The following is a 13,320-nucleotide window of genomic DNA, read 5'->3' as shown; positions in this document are numbered from 1 at the left end:
GAATGACGGTTGCGGACGGATCAGCTCAGCGAGCTGCCGACGGCCTTCTCCAGGATGCCCCAGGCCTCGTCGCCGTACTTCTTCTTCCACTCGGCGTAGAATCCGGCCTTGCGCAGCGCCTCGCGGAAGGCGTCGGCCTTGGTCTCGTTGGCGACCATGCCCTTCGAGACGAGCTCGCCCTGCAGGCCGGCATTGAGCTTGGCGACGTCTTCGCGCTCCAGCAGCGCGGCGGCGTTGATGTTCTTGGCGACGATGGCGCGCAGGTCTTCCGGAAGCTTCTCCCAGGCGCGGCGATTGGCCAGGAACCAGAAGCCGTCCCACATATGGTTGGTCAGCGAGAGGTACTTCTGCACCTCGAAGAGCTTGGCGGTCGCGATGATCGCGAGCGGGTTCTCCTGGCCATCGACGATCTTGGTCTGCAGGGCAGTATAGACCTCGGCGAAGTTGATGCTGGCGGGAGCCGACTGGAAGGCGGTGAACATCGAGGTCCAGAGCGGGGAGACCGGCACGCGGATCTTGAAGCCCTTCAGGTCTTCTGGCGTGTTGACCGGGCCCTTGGACGAGGTGATCTGGCGGAAGCCGTTGTCCCAGATCTTGTCCATGACGACGAGGTTGGCCTTGCCGATCTGGCCGCGAACATAGGCGCCGAGCTCGCCGTCCATCGCCTTCCAGACCGCGTCGTAATTCGGGAAGGCGAAGCCGATGCCGGAAAGCGAGGCATTGGCGACCAGCGTCGACAGGATCAGCGGCGAGAGCGTGAAGAACTCGACGCCGCCCGAGCGGACCTGGCTCAGCATGTCCGTATCGGAGCCGAGCTGGTTGTTCGGGAAGATCTGGATGTCGACGCGGCCGTTCGTCTCCTGCTTGATCTTCGCCACGGCCTCGTTGGCGCGCGTGTTCATCGGGTGCGCGACGGGCAGGTTGTTGGCGTATTTATAGGTGAATTCGGCGCTCTGCGCATTGGCGCGGCCGATATGGAAGGTGCCGATGGCGGACGCTGCGGCTGTCGCCTGGAGCAGGGTGCGGCGTGAGATGGTCATGGGCGTTTTCTCCTTGAGAGCGTCTGTTGTCTTGAGGTTTCTTATGGTTGGCAGTGAGCTTCACAGCACCCAGGTCGAGAGGCCGGGCACGAGGGCGATGACGACGAGGCCGACGAGCAGGGCGATGAGATAGGGCCAGATCGCGCCCATCGCCTCGTCGGGCGAGACGTTGCCGATCTTGCAGGCGATGTAGAAGCCGATGCCGATCGGCGGCGCCATCAGGCCGATATTCATCGCGGTGACCACCACCATCGCGTAATGCACGTCGTTGATGCCGAGGCTCTTGGCGATCGGGAACATCAAGGGCGCCAGCAGCACGATCGCCGGCAGGCCCTCCAGCACGCAGCCGAGGATCATGAAGACGACGATCGACACCGCCATGAAGCTGAGCCAGCCGCCGGGCAGATGCGCCATGAAGCTGGCGAGGTCGCGGGCGAAGCCGGTCTGGGTCAGGGCCCAGGCCATGGCGAGCGCGGTGCCGAGGATCATCAGGATCGCGCCGGAGAGAGCCGCTGTCTCGACGAGCATCGAATAGAATTTGCGCGGGCTGATGCCGCCATAGAGCACGATGCCGATGACGAGTGCGTAGAGCACCGCGATGGTCGAGACCTCGGTCGCAGTGGCGACGCCGCCGCCCACCGCGGCCCGGATGATGAAGGGCAGGACCAGCGCCGGCGCGGCGACGAGCGCGACCTTGCCGATGACCGCGAGCGGGGCGCGGCGAACGCCCTTCATGTCCTCCGCCGCCGCTTTCCAGCGGGCGAGGCCGGCAAGCGCGACGAGCAGCACACCGGCGATGACGAAGCCGGCATTGAACAGGCCGGCGATCGAGACGCCGGCGACCGAGCCGAGCACGATCAGCACGATCGAGGGCGGCACGGTGTCGGCCATGGCTGCACCGGTCGAGAGCAGCGCGATCAGGTCCTTGGGCTTGTAGCCGCGCCGCTTCATCTCCGGGAACAGCGCCGGGGCGACGGTTGCCATGTCCGAGACCTTGGAGCCCGAGATGCCCGAGACGAGATAGAGCGAGCCGAGCAGCACATAGGACATGCCGGCGCGGACATGGCCGAGCAGCGAGGCCAGAAAATCGACGATCGCCTTGCCCATGCCGGTGGCGTCGAGAATGCAGCCGAGCAGGACGAAGATCGGCACCGAAAGCAGGATGAGGCTCGACATGCCCTCGTCCATGCGCCCGATCATCACGAGCATCGGGACATTGGTCGAGAATGCGAGGAAGGCGAGCGTGCCCAGCCCGAAGCAGAAGGCGATCGGCACGCCCGCGACGAGGCAGGCCGCGACGACGCCGATCAGGAAGATCAGGATATTGTAGTAGCCGAGGCTCTTGAGTGTCGGCCCAAGCAGCCAGAATGCGAGGCCAAAGCCGCCGACGACCAGAGCTGATGCGGCGATATCGACGAGGCGCGCGGTCTTGAAGAGGTAGCGGAGCGCGAGCAGCCCCATCAGCACGATGCCGACGGCGATGGCCGAAACGCGCCAACTGACGGGGATATTGAGCGCAGCCGAGGTGACGTAGCTTTCTTCCACCGCATATTCGATGGCCGGATCGACCATCGCGGCGAGGAARGCGGCGACGGCGGTCAGCGCCAGCGTCTCGGCGAATTCGCGCAGGCGTGCCGGCATCATGCCGACGAACAGCGTCAGGCGCAGATGTTCGTTGCGGTCGACAGCGATGGCGGCGCCGAGCATGGCGAGCCAGATGAAGGCGATCGAGGCGACCTCGTCGACCCAGACGAAGGGCAGCGCGAAGACATAGCGCGAGACGACGCCGAGCAGCAGCACGCCGATGATGAAGGCGACGAGCGCGGCGGCTACAAACTCGACCGGGCGCATGATGGCGGAGCCCGGGCGCGCATCCGCGTTCTCGCTCAGATTCTCGGGGATTGTCAGCGTGTCGGCCATATCGCTCATGCGGCGCCCTCAGATGCCGCTGGCCGGGCGCAACTCGCCCGTGATTTGGGATGCCCTGAGGGCCATCATTCCGTTCCTCCCTTCGCGCCGATCTTGTGATGTCGCCAGCGTCGATTGCGGTCCACACTGTGAATAGACGAGCAGCTGGACGGCGAGCAGATTACACGAGGGTTGCGGCGTTGCAATCCGCAAAGCGCCCATCTACGGTTGGGGTATAAGAATAAGGTCCATATCGTGGACTGTGTGGAGGAGCGCTTGCCGCAGAGTTCCGCGCCGGAAGCCGGCCTGTCCGGCTCGCAGAGCGTCGACCGCGCGCTCGGGCTACTCTCGCTGATCGGGCGGGAGCCGGCCGAGGGGCTGCCGCTTGGCGAGATCGTCTCCGGCAGCGGGCTCAACAAGCCGACGACACGCCGGCTGCTGCTCGCGCTGATGCGGGCCGGGCTCGTCGAGCAGGAACCGCAGACGCGGCGCTATTGCCTGGGCGAGGAGGCCTTCGTGCTGGGCGTGCTGGCAGCGCGCCGCCACGGCCTGCTCGAATTGGCGATGGACAGCCTGCGCCGACTTTCGGGCGAGACGCAGGATACGAGCTTCCTGACTGTCCGGCGCGAAAGCTACGCGATCTGCCTGCACCGCGAGGAGGGGACCTACCCGGTGCGGACACATGCGCTCCAGACCGGGGACCAGCATCCGCTCGGCGTCGGCGCCGGCTCGCTCGCATTGTTCGCAGCACTGCCGGACGACGATGTGGACCGCGTCATCGCCGCCAACGAGCCGGCGTTGCTGGCGCGCTATCCCGGCTTTGCGCCGGATGCGATGAGGGTCGATATCGCCGAGACCCGCGAGCGCGGGTTCTCGCTCAACCCCGGCCGCCTCGTCGCCAGCTCCTGGGGCGTCGGGCGTGCCTTCCGCTATCCGGATGGGCGCGTGGCGGGGGCCTTCTCGATCGCCGCAATCGACAGCCGGATGGTGCCGGCCCGGCAGGCCGAGCTTTCGCGGCTGCTGGCGCGCGAAGGCGCCCGCATGGAGGCGCTGCTCGCGCAGATGTTCGTTTCCAAACAGGGCGGCAAGCCCATTGTCGCGGCTGTGCCGCGCCCCATCGAGACAGGGAGAGCTACAAGATGAGCTCCGCAACCGCAGCCCCCGTCGGAGGCGTCGTGCCGATGACGCGGCGGGTGATGAACCTAGCCCATATCGTGACGCAGAATGCGCGGCGTCTGCCGGCGCATCCTGCCTTCATCTGGGGCGACAGGACGCTGGACTGGGCCGGGATCGATGCGCAGGTTTCGGCGCTGGCGGCTGGGCTAAAGGCGCGCGGCATCGGCAAGGGCGACCGCGTGCTCGTCCATTCCAAGAACTGCGACGCGATGTTCGTCTCGATGTTCGCGACTTTCCGGCTCGGCGCCGTCTGGGTGCCCACGAATTTTCGCCTTCTGCCGGACGAGGTCGCCTATCTCGCCACGGCCTCCGGCGCGAAAGGCTTTCTCTGCCATGGCGACTTCCCGGAGCACGCGGCGGCCGTCGCGGCTGCGAAGCCCTCGCCCGAGTTCACATGGCGGATCGGGGAGGGGGCCTTCGGCGAGGACGAGGTCGGCGCGGTCATCGCGCGCCATCGCGGCGAGAAGGTCGAGAACGCCGCGGTCGAGCATGACGATCCCTGCTGGTTCTTCTTCACCTCCGGCACGACCGGCCGTTCCAAGGCCGCGGTGCTGACCCATGGCCAGATGGGCTTCGTCATCACCAACCATCTCTGCGACCTCGTGCCGGGCTCGACCGAGAAGGATGCCTCGCTGGTGGTGGCGCCGCTCTCGCATGGGGCGGGCGTGCACCAGCTGGTAATCTCGGCGCGCGGCGCGACCTCGATCCTGCTGTCGACCGAGCGCTTCGATATCGACGAGGCCTACCGGCTGATCGCCAAGCACCGCATCAGCAACATCTTCACCGTGCCGACGATCCTGAAGATGCTGGTCGAGCATCCCGCCGCCGACCAGCACGACCATTCCAGCCTGCGCCACATCATCTATGCGGGCGCGCCGATGTATCGCGAGGACCAGAAGGCAGCGCTCAAGAAGCTCGGCAAGGTGATCGTGCAGTATTTCGGGCTGGGCGAGGTCACCGGCAACATCACCGTGCTGCCGCCGGCCCTGCATGAGCCGGAAGACGGGCCGCATGCGCGCATCGGCACCTGCGGCTTCGAGCGCACGGGCATGCAGGTGCAGATCCAGGACGAGGACGGGAAGGAAGTTGCTGCGGGCGTGCAGGGCGAGATCTGCGTAATCGGGCCGGCCGTCTTCGCCGGCTATTACGACAACCCGGAAGCCAATGCGAAATCCTTCCGCGATGGCTGGTTCCGCACCGGCGATCTCGGCCATATGGACGAGCAGGGCTTCGTCTATATCACCGGCCGGGCCTCGGACATGTACATCTCCGGCGGCTCGAACATCTATCCACGCGAGATCGAGGAGAAGATCCTGACCCATCCGGCGATCGCGGAGGTCGCGGTGCTCGGCGTGCCCGATCCGGTCTGGGGCGAGATCGGCATCGCGGTCTGCGTTGCCAGGCCGGGACAAAGCGCGACGGAAGCCGAGATCGCGGATTTCCTCGGGCCGAAGATCGCCCGCTACAAGATGCCGAAGCGCTTCCTGTTCTGGGAGGCACTGCCGAAATCGGGCTATGGCAAGGTGCCCAAGCGCCTCGTCAAGGACGAGCTGGAGAAGCGCGGCGAGCTCGACTTCCTGAAGGGGAAGGCGTCGTGAGGCGCATCGAGCAGCCCGGCACCGGCACGCCCGAACGCGTCCAGTGGGTGGAGTGCGGCGGGCGTGCTTTTTCGCTGACGCTGCCCGCCGATGTGCCGTTGCTGGAGGCTGTGAGGAGCGGCTTCGCGGCAGAGGGTTTCGTCTCGGGCGTGGTGAAGCTCGACGGGCTCAGGCTCTTGCCCTTCGCCTATGTCATGCCGGCGCTGTCGAAGACGCCTGAGCATGCCGCTTTCTACAGCGACACTTTCCGCCCGGCGGGCGGAGCACGGCTCGATGTCGGCGCGATGACCTTCGGCCAGCGCGACGGGGCGCCGTTCTTCCATGCTCATGCCTTGTGGGTGGAGGGCGACGGCAAGCGCAGCGGCGGCCATATCCTGCCGGACGAGACGATTGTGGCCGAGACGATCACGGTGCAAGCGGTTGGTCTCGATGGCGCGGTTTTCACGGCCGAGCCGGACAGCGAGACCCATTTCAAGCTGTTCGGCCCGGTGTCGGTGCCAGCGGGCGCGACGGAAGCAGGGCGCTTCTTCGCGCTGCGCGTGAAGCCGAACGTCGATTTCTGCGAAGCGCTCGAAGCGTTCTGCGCCGAGCGCGGCATCCGCGAGGCGGCGATCCATGGCGGCGTCGGCTCGACCATCGGCGCGCGTTTCACGGATGGTGGCGTAGTCGAGAATTTCGCCACCGAGGTTGCGATCACGGAAGGGCAGGTCGCCGATGGCGGCGACGGTTTGCGCGCGAAGATCGATGTCGCGCTGGTCGACTATAGCGGCGCGCTGGCAAGTGGGCGCCTGAAGCGCAGCGATAACCCGGTCCTGATGACCTTCGAGCTGGTGCTGGAGGCGCGGTAGCTCCTCGTCATTCTCGAGCGGAGCGTAGCGCAGACCCGAGAATCTTTTGTCGGAAGGGAGGCAGGGGTCCCTTTCTGCCTGAGATGCTCGGGGCAAGCCCCAGCATGACGGCGCTGGTTAGCCTCTCCGCTGCTTCGCGATCTCCCGATTGCGCAAATCCTTGCGCATGATCTTGCCGGTCGCGGTCAGCGGCAGCTCGGTCACGAACTCGACATCGCGCGGATACTGATAGGCAGCCAGCCGGTCGCGCACGAAGGCCTGGATTTCAGTCGCCAGTTCGGCCGAGGGCGTCACGTCCGGCTTCGGCAGGACGAAGGCCTTGACGATCTCGGTGCGGACGGGATCGGGCACGCCGACGACCGCGACCATCAGCACGGAAGGGTGGCGGATGATGCAATCCTCGATGTCGCCCGGCCCGATGCGGTAGGAGCCCGAGGAGATGATGTCGTCGTCGCGGCCCTGGAACCAGAAATAGCCGTCATCGTCGCGGGCGCCGGTGTCGCCGGTGACGAGCCAGTCGCCGATGAGTTTCGCCGCGGTGGCCTCGGGCTGGTTCCAGTATTCCAGCATCATCACGGGATCGGGCCTGTTGACCGCGATTAGCCCCTGCTCGCCATCAGGCAATTCCCGGCCTTCCGGAGAAATCACCGCGACGCGATGGCCGGGCACGGCGCGGCCCATCGAGCCCGGCTTCACCGGGTAGAGGCTGGCGCAATTGGCGACGAGCAGATTGGCCTCGGTCTGGCCGTAGAACTCGTTAACGGGGAAGCCGAAGGTCTCGCGGCTCCAGTCGAGCATGTCGGCGCCGAGCGTCTCGCCGCCGGTGCCGATCGAGCGCATGGCATAGCCGAAGCGCCGGGGATTGCTGACCTGCCGCATCAGCTTGAGCGCGGTCGGCGGCAGGAAGGCGTTGCGGACCTTGTGCCGCGCCATCAGCGCGAAGGCGGCCTCGGGGTCGAATTTGCGGGCGCGGGAGGCCAGCACCGGCACGCCGCAATAGAGGCTGGGCAGGAGCACATCGAGCAGGCCGCCGATCCAGGCCCAGTCGGCCGGAGTCCAGAACAGGTCACGCGCCTGCGGGAAGAATTCCTGCGGGATCTGCACGCCCGGCAGATGGCCGAGCAGCACGCGGTGGGCATGCAGCGCGCCCTTCGGCTTACCCGTGGTGCCAGAGGTGTAGATGATCACGGCCGGATCGTCGGCGCGGGTGTCCGCGGCGACATAGCTGTCGGAGGCCTTGGCCATCTCCGCCTCGAAATCGAGATGTCCGGCGCCGCCGACGACGAAAATCCTGCGCAGGTTCGGCAGCGCGTCGCGGATGGCCTCGACCTTGCCGATGTTCTCGATGTCGGTGACGAGGACGCTTGCGCCGCTATGGCCGAGGCGGTGCTCCAGCGCCTCCGGCCCGAACTGGATGAAGAGCGGCAGCGCGATGGCACCGCGCTTGTAGGTGCCGAGATGGGTGATCGCGGTCTGCGGCGATTGCGGCAGCAGGATGCCGACGCGCTCGCGCGGCCCGATGCCGTGGTGGACGAGCAGATTGGCGAAGCGGTTCGAGGCACGGGCGAGATCGTCGAAGGAGAGCGTCGCGACCCGGCCAGCCTCCTCCTCGAAGATCAGCGCCGGACGGCCTGAGCCGTCGGCATGTGCGTCCGAGCAGGCGGTGCCGATGTTGAAGCGCTCGGGGATGCGCCAGACGAAGCGGCGCAGCGTGTCGTCATAGCTCGTGCCGCGTTCCAGCAAGGGGCGCGCTCCGGTAGTTTCATGCTTCTGCGTCGATCCTGCCCAGTCTGCAGGCGAGCTGGCAAGCCGGGTCAGCGCAGCTTACCGTCTGCGCAAAACCGCTTGGGGGAGAATTGCGATGAGCCGACCGATCTGGATCGAAGCTGCGATCAATGGGCCCTGGGGCAGGGAGCGCCAACCGGGCATCCCCATCGCCATTCCCGATATCGTCGCCGACGGCATCGCTGCGGCCGAGGCGGGAGCGGCGATCGTCCACCTCCACGTTTACGACGTCGCGACCGGCAGGCAGCGCGACGATTGGCAGCTCTATGCGCGGGCGATCGAGGGGATCCGCGCCAAGGTCGATGCCATCGTCTATCCGACCATTCCCATCCTCGGGTCCGGCTATGCCGGCGACATGCACGGCTCCGGCCGCTACACCCATCTCGAGGAGCTGGCGAAGCGTGGCCTCGTCGAATGGGGCGTGCTCGATCCCGGCTCCTGCAACTGGACGACCTTCGCCGGCATTCCGCAGGGCGAGGCCGGCTTTATCTACCAGAATCCCGGCGAGCATATCCGCGAGGGGATGGAGGTGGCGCAGCGCCACAAGGTCCATCCGAGCTATGCGATCTACGAGCCGGGCTTCACGCGACTGGGCGCGGCGCTCGCCAAGGCCTATCCGGGCATGCCCTGCCCGATCTACCGCCTGATGTTCTCGGACACTTTCGCCTGGGGCTTCCCTCCGCGCGAATGGGCGCTGGACGCGCATCTCAAGCTGTTGGCGGAGGATGCTCCCGACGCCCCGGTGATGATTGCCGGGCTCGGCGTCGATCTCTCCGGGCTGATCGCGCCCGCCGTTGCGCGCGGCGTCCATGTCCGTGGCGGGCTGGAGGATGCGCCCTTCGGTGAAACGCGCGGCAATGGGGCTGTGATCGCCGATCTCGTCCGCAAGGTCGAGGCGGCGGGAGGCCGTCCGGCGAGCGTTGCCGAGGTGCGCGCCGATCTCGCCGCGCGTGACGCGGTAACCGGCACTTGATGGCCCCGATCGCTAAGCGGCGGTTTCGGTTTCGAGCCGGGCGCGCAGTTGATCGATGTCCGGGACGAACCACAGCGCCGGGCCGTCATTGGTTTCGCGCACGAAATCGCGCAGGGCGCCGCTGCCCTCAAGGGCGGCGCTGATGTCGCCGATGATCGCGCAGCGCAGGCGATAATTCGCGAATTTCTGGAAGATCTCGCCGCCGACGCGCGTGCGCAGGTTCAGCACGTCCGGGCCGAGCCGCTCGATCGGGATCGCGAGCAGGTCGGCGCTGACGGACCAGGCCTCGCCGATGAAGTCGTTCGAGTCGCCTGGGCTGGCCAGGAGGGCCCCAGTGCTGGCGAAGAGGAGGACGCGGGTGCCGCCGATTTCGATCAGTCTAGACATGGTTTCCTGCCTAATGGCGCCTGTTGCGGCTGACAAGCCGAGCTCTCCTCCGACCTACCGCCAAGCTGCCGCATTGGAATGACGGCGACGGCGTCTTAAATGCTGGGGATGACCGATCCGCGAAAGCGAGCCGATGTCCGAACGCGATAGCGAAGCCAATCGACTTTCCGCCCGTGCCGCGCGCTATGCCCGCGTCGGCGCCAATGTCGGCGGGGTGGCGGCGCGGATCGCCGGCGCCCGGCTCTTCGGCGTGGAGGGCCGCGATGCCTCGAATGCCGAGGCGTTGGCCAAGGCGCTCGGCGGGCTGAAGGGCCCGATCATGAAGGTGGCGCAACTGATCGCGACCATCCCCGACGTCGTGCCACCGGAATATGCCGCCGAACTGCAGAAGCTGCAGTCGCAGGCGCCGCCGATGGGGGCGGCGTTCGTCAAGCGCCGGATGATGGCCGAGCTCGGCCCGCAATGGCGCGAGTGCTTCGGCGAGTTCGACCTGAAGCCGGCAGCGGCGGCGTCGCTCGGCCAGGTGCATCGCGCGACGACGCTGGGCGGCGCGCCGCTGGCCTGCAAGCTGCAATATCCCGACATGGAATCGGCCGTCGAAGCCGATATCGCGCAGCTCGAGGTGCTGTTCGCGCTGCACCGGCGCATGGGCGCGGTGATCGATACCAGCGAGATCGCCAAGGAAATCGGTGCCCGCGTCCGCGAGGAGCTCGACTATCGCCGCGAGGCCCGGCACATCGCGCTCTATCGGGCGATCCTCGCGGATACGCCGGAGGTGCGCGTGCCGGCGGTCGAGGCGGGGCTCTCGACCCGGCGCCTGCTGACCATGCACTGGCTCGACGGCAGCCCGATCCTCTCGCACAAGCAGGACGGGCAGGCGGCGCGCGACCGCATCTCGACGGCGATGTTCAAGGCCTGGTGGCGGCCCTTCAGCCATCACGGTGTCATCCATGGCGATCCGCATCTCGGGAACTACACGGTGTTTTCGGAGGCCGGCGAGCCTGAGGGCATCAACCTGCTCGATTATGGCTGTATCCGCATCTTCCCGACGTCCTTCGTCGGCGGCGTGGTCGATCTCTATCAGGGGCTGCGCGACGGCGAGGAGGCGCGGGTCGTCCACGCCTATGAGACCTGGGGCTTCCAGGGGCTGACCAAGGATCTCGTCGACACGCTCAACATCTGGGCGCGCTTCATCTACGGGCCGCTGCTGGAAGACCGGACGCGGCGCATTGCGGAGGATGTCAGCCCGGCCGAATATGGCCGCAAGCAGGCCTTCCAGGTGCATCAGGCGCTGAAGCGGCGCGGGCCGGTGACGGTGCCGCGCGAGTTCGTCTTCATGGACCGCGCAGCGATCGGGCTCGGCGGCGTCTTCCTGCATCTCGATGCCGAGCTCAATTTCCACCGGCTGTTCGAGGCGGAGATCGAGGGATTTTCCGTGGAGCGCGTCACGGAACGACAGGGGGCGGCACTCGCGGCTGCGGGGCTTTCGGCGCCAAGCGCTTAGAGCGTGCTGGGCTGACGCGGAAACACGGCGTCGTCCCGGCTCTCCACTCGCTGCCGCCGGGATGACCCGCGCGGTTGCTTGCCTAGTCGGTACCTCCTAGCCCGGCTGTGTACTCCGGGGGCGTTGGCTCAATCGCCGCCGCCACCGCCGTCCCCGCCGCCGCCGCCGTCGAACCAACCTGATCCTCCGTCGCCGCCAGCCGGGCCGGTGTCGCGACGCCAGGCCGCGATCTCTTCGTCGTCGCGCTTGGTCTGCTCGCGTGCCTCGGCAAACCAGCGCTTCGCCTTCTCGCGCAGGGCGGGGTCGAGCGCGGAGGGATCGTCCCGGTCGGCGACCTTCTGCGGATCCTTCACAAGAAGAGTCTCCATCTCATTGCGGGGATTTTAGCCGACGCCGAAGGAATCGTCTGCGGCCCGGGCGAAACGATGTTAACGGCGACCATGCGCTGTGGCTGCCGGGGCATGTGATTTGCGGTTTAAATCGATTAAAATGAGTTGATCCGGTTGATATAGCCTGTTCTTGTGCAAGCGACCCGCGCATTTCGCGTGAGCGGTGCGGTGCCGCGTTGCCCGTGCGTCGCGGGTGCGCTACAGGCATAAAGAGACTGTGTCTTTTTCAGGATCGAGACCATGGCCGACCACGCCCAGCATGCCGACATCCCCGCGATGGATTACGAGGAGCATGAGAGCACCTATACCGGCTTCGTGCACTTCGCCGAGGTCGGCACCGTCGCCTGCCTCGCGATCGTCGCGGCGCTCGCGGTCGGCGGCACCAAGCATGCCTGGGGCACCGCACTGATCGGTACGATTCTTGCGGTCATCGGCACCGGCATCGGCATTGCAGCTCCCTCGATCTCCTGGCGCGCACCGGTCGTCGCGCTGGTCCTGATGCTGCTCGCGCTCCTGCTGCTCTGACCGTCTTCCCATAACGCCGGAAAGGCCTGCCCCACCATGCGCATTGCTGTCCCAGCCGAAACGCAAGGGGCGGAAACCCGCGTCGCCGCGACGCCGGAGACCGTCCGCAAGTTCAGAGGCCTCGGCGCCGAGGTGGTGATCGAGGCGGGGGCGGGCAAAACCTCAGGCATTCCCGATGCGGAGTATGAGGCAGCGGGAGCGACCATCGCGAAGACGGCCACGGAGGCGCTGAACGGCGGCGACATCGTGCTGAAGGTGCGGCGCCCATCCGAGGCCGAGATCGCCGGGCTGCCGGCGGGCGCGCTCGTCATCGCGACGATGGACCCCTACGGCAATGAGGCGCAGGTCGAGGCGCTGGCCAAGGCCAAGGTCGCTGCCTTCGCCATGGAGTTCATGCCGCGGATCACCCGCGCCCAGGTGATGGACGTGCTGTCGTCGCAGGCGAACCTTGCCGGCTATCGCGCCGTGATCGACGGCGCGGCCGAATATGGCCGGGCGCTGCCGATGATGATGACAGCGGCGGGCACCGTGCCGGCCGCGAAGATCTTCATTATGGGCGTCGGCGTCGCGGGCCTGCAGGCGATCGCGACCGCGCGCCGCCTCGGCGCCATCGTGACCGCCACCGACGTGCGCCCCGCGACCAAGGAACAGGTCGAATCGCTCGGCGCCAAGTTTCTCGCCGTCGAGGACGAGGAGTTCAAGCAGGCGCAGACTGCCGGCGGCTACGCCAAGGAGATGTCCAAGGAGTATCAGGCGAAGCAGGCTGAGCTGACCGCCAGCCACATCGCCAAGCAGGACATCGTCATCACCACTGCGCTGATCCCGGGCCGCCCGGCGCCCAAGCTGATCTCGGCGGCGATGGTCGAGAGCATGAAGCCCGGGTCCGTGATCGTCGACCTCGCGGTCGAGCGCGGCGGCAATTGCGAGCTGGCCAAGCCCGGCGAGGTCGTGACGACGGAGAACGGCGTCAAGATCGTCGGCCACCTCAACGTTCCCGGACGCCTGCCGGCCACGTCGTCCTCGCTCTACGCCAAGAACCTCTTCGCTTTTGTCGAGACGCTGATTGACAAGGCCGAGAAGAAGCTCGCGGTGAACTGGGACGACGAGCTGGTGAAAGCAACCGCCCTGACGAAGGACGGCGCCGTCATCCATCCGAATTTCGCGCCGAAGGCCTGAGCGAAGGAATT

At 66.8% G+C, this 13,320-nt stretch carries 12 protein-coding genes; 7 read left to right on the top strand and 5 right to left on the bottom strand.

Going from position 1 to position 13,320, the window contains the following annotated elements; genetic code table 11:
• Window positions 1-20: 20 nt before the first annotated feature.
• Both AC1DDA_RS17005 and AC1DDA_RS17000 read right to left on the bottom strand, forming a co-directional pair.
• Entirely contained in the window at window positions 21-1,040 is a 1,020-nt protein-coding gene (locus AC1DDA_RS17005) for a TRAP transporter substrate-binding protein (RefSeq protein ID WP_476780312.1), read from the bottom strand.
• Window positions 1,041-1,100: 60 nt separating this feature from the next.
• Window positions 1,101-2,960, bottom strand: coding sequence for a TRAP transporter large permease (locus AC1DDA_RS17000; RefSeq protein ID WP_476796815.1), 1,860 nt, complete (start codon window positions 2,958-2,960; stop codon window positions 1,101-1,103).
• A 264-nt stretch (window positions 2,961-3,224) separates the two neighbouring features.
• Between AC1DDA_RS17000 and AC1DDA_RS16995 the strand changes: the two genes are divergently transcribed.
• The 3 genes from AC1DDA_RS16995 to AC1DDA_RS16985 are packed head-to-tail and all read left to right on the top strand — an operon-like array spanning window position 3,225 to window position 6,570.
• Entirely contained in the window at window positions 3,225-4,091 is an 867-nt protein-coding gene (locus AC1DDA_RS16995) for an IclR family transcriptional regulator (protein ID WP_476796623.1), read from the top strand.
• Window positions 4,088-5,722 carry an acyl-CoA synthetase gene (locus AC1DDA_RS16990; RefSeq protein WP_476796622.1) on the top strand — a complete coding sequence of 545 codons (1,635 nt, stop codon included), beginning with the start codon at window positions 4,088-4,090 and terminating at the stop codon, window positions 5,720-5,722. Before AC1DDA_RS16995 ends, AC1DDA_RS16990 begins: the two co-directional genes overlap by 4 nt.
• Window positions 5,719-6,570 carry a PCC domain-containing protein gene (locus tag AC1DDA_RS16985; protein ID WP_476796621.1) on the top strand — a complete coding sequence of 284 codons (852 nt, stop codon included), beginning with the start codon at window positions 5,719-5,721 and terminating at the stop codon, window positions 6,568-6,570. The genes AC1DDA_RS16990 and AC1DDA_RS16985 overlap by 4 nt, the downstream gene beginning before the upstream one ends.
• A gap of 117 nt (window positions 6,571-6,687) precedes the next feature.
• Here AC1DDA_RS16985 and AC1DDA_RS16980 read toward each other — a convergent pair whose 3' ends face one another.
• On the bottom strand, window positions 6,688-8,313 hold the full coding sequence (locus tag AC1DDA_RS16980; RefSeq protein ID WP_476796620.1) for an acyl-CoA synthetase: 1,626 nt from the start codon (window positions 8,311-8,313) through the stop codon (window positions 6,688-6,690).
• Between the two features lie 118 nt (window positions 8,314-8,431).
• Here AC1DDA_RS16980 and AC1DDA_RS16975 point away from each other — a divergent pair, with 118 nt between their 5' ends.
• Window positions 8,432-9,328 (top strand): 3-keto-5-aminohexanoate cleavage protein, encoded by an 897-nt coding sequence (locus AC1DDA_RS16975; protein WP_476796619.1) that lies wholly within the window; start codon window positions 8,432-8,434, stop codon window positions 9,326-9,328.
• Window positions 9,329-9,340: 12 nt separating this feature from the next.
• Here the strand turns inward: AC1DDA_RS16975 and AC1DDA_RS16970 are convergent, their stop codons facing one another.
• Window positions 9,341-9,715 (bottom strand): DUF4180 domain-containing protein, encoded by a 375-nt coding sequence (locus tag AC1DDA_RS16970; protein WP_476796618.1) that lies wholly within the window; start codon window positions 9,713-9,715, stop codon window positions 9,341-9,343.
• A 133-nt stretch (window positions 9,716-9,848) separates the two neighbouring features.
• On the opposite strand from AC1DDA_RS16970, the gene AC1DDA_RS16965 reads away from it, so the two are divergent.
• Window positions 9,849-11,219 carry an ABC1 kinase family protein gene (locus AC1DDA_RS16965; protein WP_476796617.1) on the top strand — a complete coding sequence of 457 codons (1,371 nt, stop codon included), beginning with the start codon at window positions 9,849-9,851 and terminating at the stop codon, window positions 11,217-11,219.
• A 128-nt stretch (window positions 11,220-11,347) separates the two neighbouring features.
• Here AC1DDA_RS16965 and AC1DDA_RS16960 read toward each other — a convergent pair whose 3' ends face one another.
• Window positions 11,348-11,572 carry a hypothetical protein gene (locus tag AC1DDA_RS16960; protein ID WP_476780321.1) on the bottom strand — a complete coding sequence of 75 codons (225 nt, stop codon included), beginning with the start codon at window positions 11,570-11,572 and terminating at the stop codon, window positions 11,348-11,350.
• Window positions 11,573-11,848: 276 nt separating this feature from the next.
• Between AC1DDA_RS16960 and AC1DDA_RS16955 the strand changes: the two genes are divergently transcribed.
• Window positions 11,849-12,133, top strand: coding sequence for an aa3-type cytochrome c oxidase subunit IV (locus AC1DDA_RS16955; protein ID WP_441510318.1), 285 nt, complete (start codon window positions 11,849-11,851; stop codon window positions 12,131-12,133).
• A 36-nt stretch (window positions 12,134-12,169) separates the two neighbouring features.
• Window positions 12,170-13,309: a Re/Si-specific NAD(P)(+) transhydrogenase subunit alpha gene (locus AC1DDA_RS16950; RefSeq protein ID WP_476796616.1), complete on the top strand. Its 1,140-nt coding sequence runs from the start codon at window positions 12,170-12,172 to the stop codon at window positions 13,307-13,309.
• The last annotated feature ends 11 nt before the right edge of the window (window positions 13,310-13,320 follow it).

This window comes from Allobosea sp. 10N428, assembly GCF_056394545.1.
The sequence above is the reverse complement of the archived record's forward strand: the minus strand, read 5'-3'. Positions and strand labels throughout refer to the sequence as shown.

Excerpts from the sequence above, each read along its gene's own strand:
- AC1DDA_RS16990 (WP_476796622.1), top strand. The coding sequence starts at position 4,088 with ATGAGCTCCGCAACCGCAGCCCCCGTCGGAGGCGTCGTGCCGATGACG.
- AC1DDA_RS16970 (WP_476796618.1), bottom strand. The coding sequence starts at position 9,715 with ATGTCTAGACTGATCGAAATCGGCGGCACCCGCGTCCTCCTCTTCGCC.
- AC1DDA_RS16955 (WP_441510318.1), top strand. The coding sequence starts at position 11,849 with ATGGCCGACCACGCCCAGCATGCCGACATCCCCGCGATGGATTACGAG.
- AC1DDA_RS16975 (WP_476796619.1), top strand. The coding sequence starts at position 8,432 with ATGAGCCGACCGATCTGGATCGAAGCTGCGATCAATGGGCCCTGGGGC.
- AC1DDA_RS17005 (WP_476780312.1), bottom strand. The coding sequence starts at position 1,040 with ATGACCATCTCACGCCGCACCCTGCTCCAGGCGACAGCCGCAGCGTCC.
- AC1DDA_RS16950 (WP_476796616.1), top strand. The coding sequence starts at position 12,170 with ATGCGCATTGCTGTCCCAGCCGAAACGCAAGGGGCGGAAACCCGCGTC.
- AC1DDA_RS16965 (WP_476796617.1), top strand. The coding sequence starts at position 9,849 with ATGTCCGAACGCGATAGCGAAGCCAATCGACTTTCCGCCCGTGCCGCG.